Source organism: Deinococcus detaillensis, from assembly GCF_007280555.1.
Lineage (GTDB): Bacteria > Deinococcota > Deinococci > Deinococcales > Deinococcaceae > Deinococcus > Deinococcus detaillensis.
The window spans coordinates 1-14,593 of record NZ_VKDB01000031.1; the positions used below are offsets into that span (position 1 = coordinate 1).

A 14,593-nucleotide genomic window follows, 5' to 3' on the forward strand; every position below is an offset into this window, starting at 1 on the left:
CAGGACCCCCGTGAACCACTTCGGAAGGAGTGTCATGCCCAAGTTTGACAGGGGGAGCAGCTTGCTGCTCCCCCTGTCAATGGCCAAAGTCGAGCTTAGTCCCAACCTCGCTGCTCCCGCGACTCGTTCCGCTCAAGGGGGAGGAGCTAAAAACCTGACTCTGTTAATTTTGGGGTCAACCTTCGCCTTTCAACTCCCCAAGCCAAGCAGATACAAACAGTAGCTGCCAGCACGTAAACGAAGGGCCAGTCGTGAAGAACGCTGGAGAAACGAGCCAGTAGCAAAGCTGCGAAGACACAGTGCCGAGCGCAGCGACTTGGCTCCCCCTTCCCGGCGGGGAGAGGGTTGGGGGGTGAGGTTAGCGCTAGAAGCAAAAAGCTGAAGTCCAACATAAAAAAAGCGGCAGCCAGAAGAATCTCTCCGGCTGCCGCAGACATTACGCTTAACCTAATTCCAAACTACTCAGTCCCCAACTCAGCGCCGCCAACGTGAGCAGCGTCAGCGGCAGGAGGGCCAGCGAAGCGGGCGGCAGCAGCACCCACAAGCCAGCCGTCAGCAGCGCAACAGTGGCGGCGCTGCCCAGCCGCACCTCATTGGTGTGACCGCCCAGCCAGCGCACCAGCAGGGCCGTGACGCCCAACGTCGCCAGCGGCAGCACCAGAGCTGACAAAACTACCGCCCCACTTTGCAGCAGCGGCAAGCGCAGCACAAGTGCTCCAATCAGCACCAACAGGGCAACCACCGCGCCGCCCACAGCACTGCCCGGCAAGACCCGTCCCAACCACGCCGCGCTCTGCGAAATAGGCCAAGTCGCAGAAGCGGTCACGCCCAGCAAGCGGGTAAACGGCTCGGCCCCCACCAGCAAGGCCAGAATCAAAACGGCGACGGGCAGGTGATAAGGCAACGCCACGACCAGACCGAGCATAACCGCCGTCAGCGCCACCACGCCCCAGAGCAGGCCGCCCGGTGCGCTGCGGAGGTTGAGAGTGGTGCGCCACATCAGCGCTCCAGCCGCGCCCCAAGTCGCCGGAGCGGGCCGCAAGTTGCGCCGGGCGGGCCGGGCCTGCTCCATCCGGAGCGGCATCTTGGGGAGCTTGTATTTCTTTCTGAGTCGCCACAGCCACAGCGACTGGGCATGCTGGGCGAGGCGGGCGGGCGGCTCCGAGAGCAGCGGCCAGCCCAGCGCTATGCTCACGGTCAGGACGACTGCCACGCTCAGGCCCAGTGCTTCCCAGCCGAACTGGCCCGGTGCCACGACACTCAGTGCCGGAAGCAGCGCCAGCGCCCACACCGGAGCCGGAGAGCGCAAGTTCTGACGGGCCGTGTAACTCAGCCAGCCCAGCGCGAAGCGGGTCAGCATCACCGCCGGAAACAGCAGCAAGCCCAGCCAGCCTTGCGAGAAGATGCCGAACAGTGCTCCCACCAGCAGCCCCGCGCCCATTCCTGGTAGGGCGGCTCGCAGCAGCGGCCACAGCAGCGCTTGACGGGTCGGCAGCGGCGTGAGCATCAGCGCCGCGTCACGGCGGTCTAAGCCGAAGGGCGGCCAACGGGTCAGCGTGCCTGACAGCAGGGCCAGCACCGACAGCCCCGCGATCAGAATCTCGGGCACATGCGGCGGCGGCGCGGCCTGCCGAATGCTGATGAGCAAGAGCACCGCGAAGGTGCCGCCGTAGAGGGCCAGCACCACCGTACCGGAGCGGCGCATAAAGCCCCACCAATTGAGCCCGCCGCGCCCGAGCGAAATCAGCAGCAGGTAACGCAGGGTGCCGTTCAGCGGCTGCTCCCTTGAAGCTGGGCCACTGACACGACGCGCACTTTGGGCAATTGTGCCAACTCGCCGCCGTGGGTGGTCAGCACGGCGCAGCGGCCCTCGGCAGCGAGGCGGCTCAGGTGGTCGCGCAACACTTGTCGCGAGTCGGTGTCCAGCGTGCCGAACGGTTCGTCGAGCACAGTCAGCGGCCTTTTGAGGCCCAAAGCGATAGCCAGACCGACTTTCTGGCGGGTGCCGCGTGACAGCTCTGCCGGAAACTGATCCAGGCGGTGGCCGAGGTCAAAGGCGTTCAGGGCCGTGTGAAGGTCTTCGAGCGGCGCGGCGTAAGCCAGTGAAGCGAACTGGGCGTGTTCGGCGACGCTCAGGTCGTCGTACAGCTCGGCTTCGTCGGGCACGAAGGCGAAGGCGGCGCGGCCCGCCACACTGCGCGGCGGGTGGCCCTGCACCTGAATTTGGCCCGCGCTGGCCGTCATGCCGCACAGCACCCGCAGCAAAGTGGTTTTGCCCGCGCCGTTGCCACCAGTCAGGTGCAGGATTTCGCCGGCCTTAACCTTCAAATCAACGTCGTGCAGCACGCGGGCCGCGCCGAGGGTTACGGAAATATTTTGAGCCGTCAACATTCGGCAAGTATGGCAGGTAAGCAAGCAAACCAAACGGGACTTCCGGCGAGTCAGCAACTTTGCGGGTGTGTCAACCGTACTGACCGTATGAACCACTTGAGGGCCTTCTTTCTCGTTACGTTTCTCGTTGCGCTGTTGCCGCTCGCTGCCGCCGGTGTCGTCAGGCAGCCGATCAAACCCGTTCGGCCCGCGCCGTTCAAGACCTGCACGCTGGGCGAGCTGCGCCTGATGAGCGACGCCAGCGGCAAAGTCCGGTTTGCCCAGTACGGCCAGCAGTACCCCGACAACACCCTACGGGTGCGCCAGAGTTATGACCGGTTTGGCCGTTTGACTGGCGTCAGCGTGGCGTGGAGCGGCTTCGCGGGCCAGATGGTGGACGCGCGGGCTTCGTATGACATGCGGGGCCAGCTCATTAAAGAAACCGGCTTCCGGGCCAGGGGCTTTACCACGCCGCTCAAAAGTTATGTCAAGCCACTGCCCAAAGGAGCCAAGTGCTAGCGCTGCTGCTCATGCTGGCCGCCGCTTTGCCCGTAGGGGTGGCCGAAGTGAGGTCGGTGGTGGCGCAAGTAGAAACCGCGCACCGTCAGGGCCGCCTGAAAGAGGAACACCGGGTCATGTCTCCCGGCTCCATCTGGCCGGATGACACCACCTGCGACCGCTGGCGCAACGCTTCAGGGACGGTGCGCCGCCTGACCTATGCGGGCGGAACCAGCGACAGCTTCACCACCTTGGCCCAAACCTACGATGCGGCGGGAAAATTGCGTTTTGCCTTCTGGTGCGGCGGCGCGGTCAATCAAGCACAGAAGGAAATCCGGCTGTACTTTGACGCGGCGGGGTGGCAACTTCAGCGCCTGGCGCAGGAAACTGGCCCTGGGTATCCATTCAGCGACCCCGCTGAGCTGTTGATCTTCTCAGTATCAGCGGCAGCCGTAGCGCCCTGCTGAGGGAGTGACCGCTCTGGATTTTTGGCTTGAGGGATTTGCCACGCCGCTGCCCAAAGGAGCCAAATGCCACAGGTGCTCTTTATCCCAGCAGGTCGCCTCTAATTTATGTTTAACTTACGTTTTTGACGCGAGAAGATGAAGCATTCAGAATCCTGTATGTGACTTTTCTCTCAAAGGCTCAGTGACTCCACTTTGTGCTTGGCTGATGCGTTCGCCGCTCGCTTACCAAATTCAAATCCCTTTAACCTTAAACGAATGTGCTGGAGGGAGCGGAGCGGCCACTGCTCTGGTGTTCCGAGGCCGCCTTGACACGTTTTAAGCACGCTCTGTGAGAGCGTTTATTTAGACGCGCTCAATACAGTGCCCTGACAGAAGGCTGTGCGCCTCAGGCTGTCAAGGTGGCTTCATGTTGATGCTTCCGTCCATGCAGGCTGTGGTGCAAACTGCCGAACAGCCGCTTCCCTCCGTTCTGCAACTGAGCTTCTCAGAACCGAGCTTCAATACCCATTTGCGCTTCAGTGAAGGGCGGATTACCGGTGTTCGCAGCGCTCTGCTTCCGAGTTGGAGCAGTTCGCTCCTGCGGCTGGGGGTCAATACACAAGCGGTTGTCGAAGCGCAACTGCGCAGCCGCAAGGTAGATGACGTGCTGGCCTCGCTCATCGAGACCGGGCATTTGGAAGCGCACAGCCTTGCGCAATTGGTTCGCCTGCGGACGCTGGGTTCGCTGCTGCCGCTGGTGTGGCGCTCAGGGCTGATGGAGGTGAGCAGCACGCCAAGCCATACGGTTTTGCCGCTGACCAGTGCCGATACCCTCCAGAGTGTCAGCGCCGCCGAGTACCACGCCTCGGCGCTCAGCCCAAGTGAGCAGGCGCTCACCTTGAATGACCATTTCACGGCCTCACCACTGGCCAGCACCGAGGCTCTAGACAGCGAGGAAGCCCGCACCGTTTACTTGGCTGCCCTGCACGGTTTGAGCTTAGGTGAAACGGCTCAGCGTCACGGGCTGCGCTGGGACGCACTGACCAAGGCCGTCACTCACCTCACGGCGACCGGGGCCTTGCGTCCGGTTCAGGCAGGCAAGCGGGCGCGTGAGGTGGCGGGCCGTTTGAAAGTGGGTGAGGTGGCTCCGGAATTTTGTCTGCCGGACTTCGGCGGCGGTGAGGTGCGCCTCAGCGATTTGCGCGGCAAAAAAATCTGGTTGATCTTCAACCGCCAGAGTACTTGTGCGCTGTGCAACCCGCATCACCTCCAGATCATTGCGCTCAGCGAACGGATGCGCCAGCAGGGGGTGCAGATCGTCTCGGTGTGGGGAAGTACGGTGGCCGATTTGGCGCTCGGTATTGGCAAGCTGCGCCCGCCTTACCCGGTGCTGGCCGACCCGCTCGACGAAACGTATGACCGCTACGGTCTGGGTCACAGCCTGCGCGGATTCCTCGACCTGCGCAACCTGCCCACCGCCCTGAGCGGCCTGAAAATGATGGGCACTTCGGCGCTCAAAGACGACGGAGAACTGACCCGGATGCCTGCCGAGTTCCTGATCGGCGCAGACGGCACCATCGAAGCTGCCCACTACAATTCTTACGGAGCGGACTGGCTGTCGGTGGAGCGGGTTCTCGAATGGGCTGGGAAAAGCTGATTTGGCCAGTATCGGAAGTCCCGATATAATAAGCGTCAAGCACACACTAATCCGATGGACGCCGTTTCAGTGCGGGCGTAGCATAACTGCATGACCTTCACCCTGCCCCGCTTTGGTCGCCGTGCCGCCACCGCTCAACCTGCTCAGTTCTTTGTCCAGCCCACCACTGCGGCCCCTGCCGAGCCCCTGCACGAAGACGTGCTGATGGAAGTCGTTTTGCCGGAAGGTCGCGCCCTGCCCCAAGTGGAAGGCTGGACGCTGCGCCTGTGGCCCCAGGCCCGCCTCGGTGACGCCACTTTGCAGGCCCACGCCGACGACGTTTCGCTGAGCCTCGCCAGCCTCACCGCCGCGCTGAGTGCCCAGGGCGTAATGACGCTGGGCCTCGTTCGCCGCCGCGCCGCTTAATTTAAAACTCAACGACGAAAAAGAGCAGGAGCCTAAAGGCTTGCTGCTCTTTTTTCGTTGTCTCATTGGTTTTCATTTGAGCTGGGAAGTGGGCTGGGCTGTCCTACGCTTGCGGCTCTTCGGCCAACCCTCCGGCCAATTCCGCCGCCGCTTCGACCAGCGCTTCCAAGCTGGCTGAGCTGGCCACCCTGACTTGCTCAAAGCCCAAAGCGCGGGCGGCGTCGGCGGTTTGCGGCCCCATCGCCGCCACCTTGAAGTGTGTTCCGGCCAGTTGTGCCAAATGCCGCGCCGCGCTGCCGGAAGCCAGCGTGACCACGTCGGCGGCCTTGAGGCGTTCAAGTTCGTTTTCGCTCGGTACGGCAGGCACGGTGCGGTAGAGTTCGCCGCGCTGGTACGTCAGGCCACGTGCTTCTAGAGCGTCTTGCAGCTCGGCTTCGGCCAGTTGGCTGGTGAGGTGCAGCACCGTTTGTCCGGCTTTTGCAGGCAACTCCGTTCCCAAGTGCTTCGCTCCGGGTGTGGACGGCATGAAATCCGCCTTCAGTCCGTGCTCCTCGAGGCTGCGGGCGGTGCTCGGCCCGACGGCCCCCAGCTTGACGCCGCACAGCGCTCTGGCGTCTAAACCGAGTTCGTCGAGGTGGGCGAATAGAGCGCTGACGGCTTGGTTGCTGCTGAGGAGCAGCCAGTCCACGCTATTCAGGTCACGCAGCCGCGCCCGAACCTCCTGCGGCGCTGCGCTGGCCTCAAAGCGGATCAGCGGCACTTCCAGCACGTTCGCGCCTTTGGAGCGCAGCAAGTCGGCCAGAGCGCTCGAACCGTCGCGGGTGCGGGTCACGGCCACCTGTTTGCCCAGCAGCGGGTGGCCGAGTTCGGCGGGGCTTTCAAACCACTTGAGCTGGTCTCTGAGCCGCGCCACTTCACCGACCACCGTCACGGCGGGGGCTTCGAGTCCGGCCTTTTCGACTTCTTCAGCAATGCTGCTGAGGGTGCCGCTGACGACGCGCTGCTGCGGCGTGGTGCCCCACTGAATCGTGGCGGCGGGCGTGCCGGGATGGCGGCCCGCTTTGATGAGGTCACTGGCAATCGTGCCGAGATTTCGCACGCCCATCAGCAGCACCAGAGTGTCCACTCCGCTGAGGCGCTCGTAGTGGGCGCTGCCTTCCTGCGTGTTTCCGGTGAGCACCGCAAAGCTGCGGGCGTCGCCCCGGTGCGTTACTGGAATGCCCGCGTAGGCAGGGGCGGCAATCGCGCTGCTGATGCCCGGCACGATTTCAAAGGGGATGCCCACGTCCACGCACGCCTGCGCTTCCTCAGAGCCGCGCCCGAATACAAACACGTCGCCGCCTTTGAGCCGCGCCACCCGCTGCCCGCCGTTCTTCTGCGCTTCGGAGACGATCAGGGCATTGATCTGCTCTTGGCTGATGTACTCCGAGAAGCCCTTTTTGCCCACGTAAATGGTCTGGGCCTGCGGCGCGTGCCGGAGGAGTTCGGGGTTGGCGAGGTAATCGAACAGCACCACATCGGCGGCGGCGAGAGCGGCTTGGCCGCGCAAAGTCAGCAGGCCGGGGTCGCCGGGGCCAGCGCCGATGAGGGAAACAAAAGCACGGGAAGAAGTCATGAACGCAGGGTAACAAGTCGGAGCGGGGATATGTAGGCAGGTCGGCGCGTTAGCATGAGGGCATGACTTATAAAATGATCGATTATCAGGGCCAGGGTTTCGTGGTGATGGGCACACACGATTTTGACCGCTGGCGCGACAACCTCAGCCGCCGTTTTGACGACAGCGCCGAAGCGGGCAATTTGCGCCTGCATGTCCGTGTCAACGGGGAAGACCGCACCTTTACCAGCGTGGACGACTACCTGAGTGAGTTTACCGTGCGCGACATCAACGATGAGGAAACCAAAGTGCTGGCCCGTTTGTTTGCCATCGATAAAGACGTTCACCATGCTTGGTACGGCCAGCATGATATGTTCCGGCCTTTCGCTGGCAAGTAAAGTGCGACTGCTTGGAATCGGCCTGCTGGGTTTGACTCTTTCCCTCAGTAATGGTTGAATTCCTGGTGGTTTAGGACGTGTCGTAAGACATCACTACCGAGCCTCCCTATCTGAGCCGCGAGGACAGTTTGACGTTCTCAGAAAAAGCTGGGCGTCAAACAACGCAGGCCACCGCTTCCGAAGAAGGGTGGCCTGCGTTGTGCTGCTTCCCGCCGTCAGCACCTTGGTCATAAAGAGAAATGGTACGCGGTGCAGTTCTGGAGTGCAAAGTGCTGGGCAAAAAAGTGAGGAGGGCATTACCCCTCTACGCTGCCCCAGCGCGACATGTGCCTGTCTTGACCCACAGGCGGGGTTTGGCGCTCGCCCGGCGCGGCGCAGCGCCTTTACTCTAGCAAATCGTGTTGCCAGTTGGCCTGCTGAATTTCGGTTTCCAGTTTGCGGCGCTCCTGAGCCAAGGTGTCCGTTTGGGCCTGAAGCTCACGGACTGGCAAATGCGACACCCAGCGCAACTCGCTCCGGGTTTGCCGCGCCTGTGCCGAACTGGCCGCCGCAATGGCGCTGCGGTACTGCGTCAGGCGCAGATCAAGGATTTCGCGGTGCGCGAGTGCGTCCGTAAGCGTGCGCCGAGCGTCAAGGCGGGCAGCGCTGTTGCTGTGGTGGATTCGAGGAACGAGGTCGTCCATTCTTGCAAAGATTTGGTCGAGTTCGGCCATCAAGTCAAGAGGGTCTTCACTGGGCGCTTCATTTTCTTGACTCCGAGCATTCAACTGAATACGGTCTTGAAGTTGGTGAATGCGCTTTTGCAAATCAGCGCGTTCAATGAGGGCTTCGGCGATTTTCACAGTTTGAGCCTAGCAGATACGGGTATCAGCCTTACCAATTCTCAAAACTCGCCCGCAAAATCGCTTCCAAATCTGCTTCGCTGGGCGTCTTCGGAGCCACCGCCAAGAGCCGCTGCTGTTTTACGGCTCCGGCCACCAGCTCCGGCAAATCCTGTTCGGTGTAGCCCAACTCGCTTAGCCCGCTGGGCGCACCCACCTCCCGCATCAGCGCAATTAGGGCGTCAGGTAAACTCTCGGCGCTGGGCTGCTCCAGCTTGTGTCCGGTCAGCCACTCGGCCACTTGTAAATGGCGCTCCGGCATCGCTTGGTAAGTAAAGCGGAAGGCGGCGGGCGCGGTGACGATCACCGAAAAGCCGTGCGGAATAAACGGGCTGGGGTAGCCCTCGGCTTGGTACTCGTGCTTTAGGCCCGCAACCGGGTAAGCGCACGAATGCGGAATATGCACGCCCGCCGAGCCGAAGCCCACGCCCGCCATGGTGGCCGCCAACATCATCAGCCCCCGCGCCTCCAAGTCGTCTGCGTCTGCCACTGCCCGCCGCAAATACTGGCCGCCGTACCGCAGCGCCTGGCTGCTCCACACGTCAGCCACCGGATTGCTGCCCTGGTAGGGCGGGCGCTCGTCGGGCATTTTCGGTTGAGGGCGGCTGTCAAACGGGCGGCTGAGATAGCTCTCGGCGGCGTGACACACCACGTCCAGGCCCGCTGACGCGATTACAGCACTCGGAGCGCTGCGGGTCAGTTCGGGGTCGACGATGGCCTGAGAGGGCCGCAAATAACGGTGCGAGATGCCGGTTTTGACCTTCAGCTCCGGCAAATCCAGCACCGCGACGGTGGTCGCTTCCGAGCCGCTGCCTGCCGTCGTCGGAATGGCGAGGTGGGCCAGCAGCGGGCCAGTGGGTTTGCGCCCCGCACCAATTGGAGCATTGACATACTCCAAAATCTCGCCGCCGTGCGTCAGCAGCAAATTGGCGACTTTGGCGGTGTCTATGCTGCTGCCGCCGCCCAGCGACACGAAGCCGTCGGGGTTGAAGGCGCGGGCAAAGGCCACCGCTTCTTCGAGCGACTCCAGATTGGGCTCCACACGGCTGCGGTCAAACACGCTGACCTCAATCCCAGCCGATCTGAGCTGCGCCGCCACGTCATCTACGATGGGCAGCCGCGCCACGTGCGGATCGGTGATGAGGATAACCCGCCGCATCCCCAACCGGGCGGCTTCCCAGCCTGCCTCGCTCGCCGCGCCGCGCCCGAATTTGACCGGAGTGGCTTCCATCGTGAAGACGGTTTCGTGCGTTTGATGTGTCATAGGCCGTCAGTATAGAAGGCGTGTCAAAAGAGAGAGGGTTCCTCCACATTCATTTCTGCCAGTGCTCAGTGAGGCTTAAAGGCTTCCCCACGCGGCTCAGGAGCCAGATCGGGGCGGCCCGAATCCTGAAAGACTTCGTGAATCTCCAAGCTGTTGGGTCCGCTGAAGGCTTCTTTGGGCAGCGAGCCGGAGCGGGCGTGTCCCTGAATGAAGGCGTCTGAGTGCGTCCACGCTTCAAACTCCGCTCGGCTGTTCCAAAGCGTCAGCACGATGTACGGCTCCTGTGGGTTGACGGGCCGCAAAACCTGGTTGCTGACAAAGCCGGGCATCTCGTCGACCAAGCGGGCGCGGTCACGGAAGCGTTCTTCAAACCTCTCGGCGTATTCGGGTTTGACGGCAATGCGGTTCATCACGGTAATCATCGGTGGTTCCTCCGTTGGGGTAAGGATGCAGCAGTGAGCTCGCAGTTTGTCCCGCCGCTATCAGGCTAGCGAATACGGCTTGGTGTAAATGAGACTCGGCAAAAGGAAAGAGGAACGCTTCACTTCCGCTCTGCCCCGCCGGATGGAGGAGAGAGCTGAATCTCGCCGCTGATAGTGGAAAATTGCAGGTCAACGTCTCCACCGAGCGACACCGAAACAAACGGCCCCCAGTTCGGCGGCGCACTCAAGCCAAACAGGTGCGCGAAAGAACGACGCGGAAACGTGGCAGTCATGGCAAACTGCAGTACTGCTCCGCCGTCTCAAGCAGTCGAACAGCGGTGCGCGGCGCTTTGGCTTAGGCTTGTCTGACCGTGAATATCCGTTACACCGTCCGTGAGTTGCCCGACCTCCCCGCTTACCAAACCCTCTGGGCGCTGGCTTGGGGTGGGGCAGGTTCGCCAAATTTGCAGCGCTTGGAGCACAGCCTGACGTGGGTTTGCGCTTACGACGGCCCGCAGCTCATCGGCTTCGTCAACGTGGCTTGGGACGGGGGCGTTCACGCTTTTTTGCTCGACACCACCGTGCATCCTGAGTTCCGGCGTCAGGGCGTGGGCCGCGAGCTGGTGCGCCGTGCTGCCGAAGCTGCTCGTGAGCGCGGGACGCACTGGCTTCACGTGGACTTTGAGCCGCATCTGCTGAGCTTTTACCAGGCGTGCGGCTTCCGGGCCACCGAAGCAGGCTTGATCTGCTTGACTTGAGAGCAAATTGTCTTGAGAGAAGTCTGTGTAAACTGCTAAACTTGTACCGAGTCCAATTTGAGAGAATAAACAAGTATTCAACTGGAGGCAAGACATGAAGATTTTGACTTTGATCCGGCAAGTGCCGGACGCCGAAGCCCGCGTGCGGCTGAGCGGCAATACCATCGACTTAGACGGCACCACCGTAGTGATGGACGGTATGGACGAATACGGCGTGGAAGAAGCGCTGCGTCTGCGCGAAAGCGGCGCGGGCGTGGATGAAATTATCGCGCTGGCGGTCGGCCCCAAGCGCAATGAGGACGCCCTCAGAACCGCGCTGGCGATGGGCGCAGACCGCGCCGTGCATGTGGAAACCGATGAGCGCTTAGACGCCGTGTCGCTGAGCAAGGTGGTGGCTGAGCTGGCTAAAACTGAAAACGCCGAACTGATCTTGGTGGGCGGTCAGGAAGCCGACTGGGACTCACAGGCGCTGGGAGCCGCCACCGCTGAGCGACTCGGCTGGCCGCAACTGACCTGGACGAACGAACTCAAGTTAGAAGGCGACAAGCTCACCGGCAGGCACGATGTAGACGAAGGCAACGAAAGTTTTGAAGCCACGCTGCCCGCCGTCGTGACCACCCAGCAGGGTCTCAACGAGCCGCGTTACCCGACCTTGCCCAACATCATGAAGGCCAAGAAAAAAGAACTTCGCAAAGACGACTTGGCCAGCTACGACGCCGCCAGCAAAGTCAAGTTCATCGGCGCAGAAATCCAGACCCGCGCCCGCATGAACAAAATCATTGACGGCAAAGACCCGCAGGCGGCGGCGGCCCAACTGATTGATCTTTTGCGCAACGAAGCTAAGGTCATCAAGTAGCGCAGGAACCGCTCTCACTTGCTTCCCCTTTTTTCCCCTCCAAAGGAGCACTTCCATGATTTTAATCGTTGCAGAACACGCTGACGGCAAACTTGCCAAAGCCACCCTAGAAATGGTCACGGCGGCGCGTGGCACCGGACGAGAAGGCCCGATCACCATTTTGGTCTTGGGCCAAAACGTGGCCGGAGTGGCCAGCGAAGCGGCCGCCGTCGCCGACCAAGTCTTGGTGGCCGATAGCGCCAGCTTGGCGCAGTACAGCGCCGAAACTTGGGCCGCCGCTGTTGCCCAAATTGCCCAGGAAGGCGAGGCGCACACCGTCATCACGCCGGGCAGCCGTTCGGGCCGCGAGTACGCTCCCCGTGTGGCCGTCAAACTGGACGCGCCGTACTTGGAAGACGTGATTTCGCTCAGCAGCAGCGGTGCAGGCCTCCAGGCCCAGCGCTACACCTACCTCGCCCGCGTCACCGAAACGGTGGAGGCGCAGGGAGCAGTTACCGTGATCAGCGCCAAGCCCGGCAGTTTCGCGCCTGCCGCGCCCGCTGCCGCCGCTGGCGAGCAGTACGACGTCGATCTCGATTTGCCCCAAAGCCGCGTCACCATTACCGGCAAGAGCATGGAGAAGTCCAGCCGCGTGGCCCTCAGCGAAGCCGACGTGATCGTGACCGGCGGACGCGGGGTGGGCAACGCCGAGAATTTCAGTAAGTTTGTAGAACCGCTGGCCGACAACCTCGGTGCAGGCGTGGGCGCGACCCGCGCAGTGGTGGATGCGGGTTGGCGCCCTTACGCCGAACAGGTCGGCCAGACCGGTAAAACCGTGCAGCCCAAAGCGTACATCGCGCTGGGCGTGTCGGGCGCGGTGCAGCATCTCTCGGGCATGGGCAAGAGCAAATTCATTGTGGCTATCAACAAAGACGCCGAGGCGCCGATCTTCAAGGTGGCCGATTACGGCATCGTGGGCGACGTGAACGAGATTGTTCCGGCGCTGATCGAGGCGAGTAAGCGGTAAAGAAGATTCACGCTTTACTCGCCCGCTCAAACAGATGCAAAGCAGGCCGCTCGGTGAAAACTGGGCGGTCTTTGCTTTGGCTTGAAGCCCCGAAAATGGGGGAGGAGCTAGACAAACAAATGAGATTTGTCTTAGAGTAGGGCCAATCAAACTAAAGTTGCCACGCTGGCTTGTGGGTCTTGGCCCCAAGCGGAGACGCGGCGCTAGGAGCGCTCAGATGAAAAAATACCTTGCTCTTCTCGCCGCCGGCCTCTTGCTCGCTTCGTGCAGCCAACAATCCAAAATGCACACTTCTGCGCTCAGTCCCTACGCCGAGCGGCCTGAACTCCAAGACGCTCAAAGTCAGGCGATCTTGCAGCAGTACGGCGACGACGCTGGACTCCTCGCCGCGATGCAAGAAGCCTATAACGAAGTGCCGCGCCAGCTCAGCTTGCCGGCCGCTCCGGCGTTGACTGGGCTTGACCTCGCCTCAGACCGCCTCGCGTACGTCAAGGGAGTGAGCTGGGGCAGCGTGGCGTATTACAACGTCCAGTACGCCAACCGCTTCAGTCCCGCTTATCCGGGCTTGGATTTCAGCCGCGACGGTTGCTCTACGCCCAGTGGCCTCGGCCTCAGCTACACCGAAGATTTCCGGCCAGCTTGCAATGTCCACGATTTCGGCTACCGCAATCTCAAGGTGTTTCAGCGCACCGACGCCAACCGCCGCACCACTGACGAAGCCTTTTACACCAACATGAAAGGCATCTGCAATGCCAAGCCCTGGTACAAAGAGCCGCCTTGCTACGCCGCCGCTTACGCTTACTATCAGGGCGTGCGAATCGGCGGCGGCAGCAGCTTCGAGTAAACCCCTTTGGCAAAGGTGAACGTTGTCCGGCTTGTGCAGCACATCAAGCAGGGCTTAGCCTGAGCCATGACCACTACTGCCGAACTCAACGCAAACTGGGCCGATCAACTCTCAGCGCCTTACCAGCAGGTCTGGCAAAAAATGCAGGCCGAGGGTGTCAGCGCCGAGTGGACAGACGACCATGCTCCGCGCTTTGTGGTCAGCCAATCAAAAAACGTGCTGGCCAGCCATCTCAAAGGCGCTCGTCCGGCAGGTGTGGTGGTGCCCGCCGCCTTATTTGAAGCGGGCCACAAGCTGGAAGCCGAGAATCCTGAGCGCCCGATTTTGCCGGCAGTAGCCTCGATTTAAGCGAACTCGATCACTTCGGGATGCTCCAAGCCCGCTTGCCGCGCTTCCCGGAGAGCCGCGCCTTTGTTGCCCCGCTCGATGGCCGCCATAAAAGTGGGGTTGGCCGCCAGTGTGGTGAGCACCCAAAAGTCTCCCCACGCTTCCAAGTTCCAAGCTTTTTGCATGGCGCGGCTGCAACTCGTCCAGATCGGTTCGCTCATTTCTTCCAAGGGCGCAATGAAATGGGTTTCGCCGTCGGTGCCCAGCGTTTGCCTGACTTCCCGCCCGTATTCGCGGCGCTCGGTTTTGGTCATGCCTTCCCAGGTGCCTTCCTGGCAGTACACCGCCGGAAACGCGCTGAAGGTGTCGCGGCAGCGGGTCGGGCGCACCTCGTAGCGGGTACACGCGCCGTCTGCGCCCAGCAGCGGACAGTAGCCGACGTTGAGGCGGTGGCGGCTGACATAGTCATCCTCGCTCGGCGCGGTGCGGGCGTTGTGAATGACTTTGCGGGCGTGTTTTTCGACTTTACGGGCTTCTTCAGGCGTTAGGACGCTGGCGATCAGGGCCGCTTCGGCAAGGCTCAGGCGAATCGGCATGTTGCAGCAGCCAAAGCAGCCCGCGCCGCAGTAGACCTGCCCGCCCGCCGCCTTGAACTCTTGCAAAAATTGGCCTGCCTCACCTTCATAGCGGGCGTAAGCGGCTCGGACGGTTTGGAGGAGAGCTGGAGAAGTCATAGGAGCAAGATAGTGCGCCTGCCTTGATTATTTTGAGGCGGGCCATACGTCAGCTCGGGAGTAAAGGTGAGTAGCCCAAAACTTGCCTTCTGATGCTGCTTATGCAAAGTACCGAGAGGGCTTTATTTCTTAT

Annotated in this window: 18 protein-coding genes; 10 read left to right on the plus strand and 8 right to left on the minus strand. The window is 61.8% G+C overall.

The window, feature by feature from the left end:
• Positions 1 to 442 precede the first annotated feature (442 nt).
• Positions 443 to 1,705, minus strand: coding sequence for a hypothetical protein (locus FNU79_RS16750; protein ID WP_143721943.1), 1,263 nt, complete (start codon positions 1,703 to 1,705; stop codon positions 443 to 445).
• Positions 1,706 to 1,770: 65 nt separating this feature from the next.
• Entirely contained in the window at positions 1,771 to 2,391 is a 621-nt protein-coding gene (locus FNU79_RS16755) for an ABC transporter ATP-binding protein (RefSeq protein ID WP_143721944.1), read from the minus strand.
• A gap of 87 nt (positions 2,392 to 2,478) precedes the next feature.
• On the opposite strand from FNU79_RS16755, the gene FNU79_RS16760 reads away from it, so the two are divergent.
• The 4 genes from FNU79_RS16760 (at position 2,479) to FNU79_RS16775 (ending at position 5,376) form a co-directional block, all read left to right on the plus strand.
• The gene (locus tag FNU79_RS16760; RefSeq protein WP_143721945.1) at positions 2,479 to 2,889 is read left to right on the plus strand and encodes a hypothetical protein; all 411 of its coding nucleotides are present in this window, start codon (positions 2,479 to 2,481) and stop codon (positions 2,887 to 2,889) included.
• Positions 2,883 to 3,335, plus strand: coding sequence for a hypothetical protein (locus tag FNU79_RS16765; protein WP_143721946.1), 453 nt, complete (start codon positions 2,883 to 2,885; stop codon positions 3,333 to 3,335). The genes FNU79_RS16760 and FNU79_RS16765 overlap by 7 nt, the downstream gene beginning before the upstream one ends.
• 406 nt (positions 3,336 to 3,741) lie before the next feature.
• Entirely contained in the window at positions 3,742 to 4,971 is a 1,230-nt protein-coding gene (locus tag FNU79_RS16770) for a redoxin domain-containing protein (RefSeq protein ID WP_143721947.1), read from the plus strand.
• A gap of 90 nt (positions 4,972 to 5,061) precedes the next feature.
• On the plus strand, positions 5,062 to 5,376 hold the full coding sequence (locus FNU79_RS16775) for a hypothetical protein (RefSeq protein ID WP_143721948.1): 315 nt from the start codon (positions 5,062 to 5,064) through the stop codon (positions 5,374 to 5,376).
• 103 nt (positions 5,377 to 5,479) lie between these two features.
• Here FNU79_RS16775 and cobA read toward each other — a convergent pair whose 3' ends face one another.
• Positions 5,480 to 6,991, minus strand: a complete 1,512-nt coding sequence (gene cobA / locus FNU79_RS16780) for a uroporphyrinogen-III C-methyltransferase (RefSeq protein WP_143721949.1) — start codon at positions 6,989 to 6,991, stop codon at positions 5,480 to 5,482.
• 62 nt (positions 6,992 to 7,053) lie between these two features.
• Here cobA and FNU79_RS16785 point away from each other — a divergent pair, with 62 nt between their 5' ends.
• A complete protein-coding gene (locus tag FNU79_RS16785; protein WP_143721950.1) occupies positions 7,054 to 7,368 on the plus strand; it encodes a hypothetical protein in 315 nt (104 codons plus the stop codon).
• 383 nt (positions 7,369 to 7,751) lie between these two features.
• On the opposite strand, the gene FNU79_RS16790 is transcribed toward FNU79_RS16785, so the two are convergent.
• The 4 genes from FNU79_RS16790 to FNU79_RS19230 all read right to left on the minus strand — a co-directional run bounded on the left by FNU79_RS16790 (position 7,752) and on the right by FNU79_RS19230 (position 10,228).
• Positions 7,752 to 8,210 carry a DIP1984 family protein gene (locus FNU79_RS16790; protein WP_143721951.1) on the minus strand — a complete coding sequence of 153 codons (459 nt, stop codon included), beginning with the start codon at positions 8,208 to 8,210 and terminating at the stop codon, positions 7,752 to 7,754.
• 31 nt (positions 8,211 to 8,241) lie between these two features.
• Complete coding sequence (locus FNU79_RS16795; protein WP_143721952.1) at positions 8,242 to 9,513, minus strand: hydroxyacid-oxoacid transhydrogenase; 1,272 nt, start codon at positions 9,511 to 9,513, stop codon at positions 8,242 to 8,244.
• Between the two features lie 65 nt (positions 9,514 to 9,578).
• Positions 9,579 to 9,935: an antibiotic biosynthesis monooxygenase family protein gene (locus tag FNU79_RS16800; RefSeq protein ID WP_143721953.1), complete on the minus strand. Its 357-nt coding sequence runs from the start codon at positions 9,933 to 9,935 to the stop codon at positions 9,579 to 9,581.
• A gap of 119 nt (positions 9,936 to 10,054) precedes the next feature.
• Positions 10,055 to 10,228: a VOC family protein gene (locus FNU79_RS19230; protein WP_185974774.1), complete on the minus strand. Its 174-nt coding sequence runs from the start codon at positions 10,226 to 10,228 to the stop codon at positions 10,055 to 10,057.
• Positions 10,229 to 10,306: 78 nt separating this feature from the next.
• Here FNU79_RS19230 and FNU79_RS16805 point away from each other — a divergent pair, with 78 nt between their 5' ends.
• From FNU79_RS16805 to FNU79_RS16825, 5 genes are all read left to right on the plus strand, one after another.
• Entirely contained in the window at positions 10,307 to 10,693 is a 387-nt protein-coding gene (locus tag FNU79_RS16805) for a GNAT family N-acetyltransferase (protein WP_143721954.1), read from the plus strand.
• Between the two features lie 94 nt (positions 10,694 to 10,787).
• Positions 10,788 to 11,549: an electron transfer flavoprotein subunit beta/FixA family protein gene (locus tag FNU79_RS16810; RefSeq protein WP_143721955.1), complete on the plus strand. Its 762-nt coding sequence runs from the start codon at positions 10,788 to 10,790 to the stop codon at positions 11,547 to 11,549.
• A 55-nt stretch (positions 11,550 to 11,604) separates the two neighbouring features.
• The gene (locus tag FNU79_RS16815; RefSeq protein WP_143721956.1) at positions 11,605 to 12,555 is read left to right on the plus strand and encodes an electron transfer flavoprotein subunit alpha/FixB family protein; all 951 of its coding nucleotides are present in this window, start codon (positions 11,605 to 11,607) and stop codon (positions 12,553 to 12,555) included.
• A gap of 217 nt (positions 12,556 to 12,772) precedes the next feature.
• Positions 12,773 to 13,399, plus strand: a complete 627-nt coding sequence (locus FNU79_RS16820) for a phospholipase A2 (RefSeq protein ID WP_124867568.1) — start codon at positions 12,773 to 12,775, stop codon at positions 13,397 to 13,399.
• Positions 13,400 to 13,465: 66 nt separating this feature from the next.
• Positions 13,466 to 13,747, plus strand: a complete 282-nt coding sequence (locus tag FNU79_RS16825; RefSeq protein WP_143721957.1) for a hypothetical protein — start codon at positions 13,466 to 13,468, stop codon at positions 13,745 to 13,747.
• Here FNU79_RS16825 and FNU79_RS16830 read toward each other — a convergent pair.
• The gene (locus tag FNU79_RS16830) at positions 13,744 to 14,460 is read right to left on the minus strand and encodes a YkgJ family cysteine cluster protein (protein ID WP_143721958.1); all 717 of its coding nucleotides are present in this window, start codon (positions 14,458 to 14,460) and stop codon (positions 13,744 to 13,746) included. The genes FNU79_RS16825 and FNU79_RS16830 overlap by 4 nt on opposite strands.
• Positions 14,461 to 14,593 lie beyond the last annotated feature (133 nt).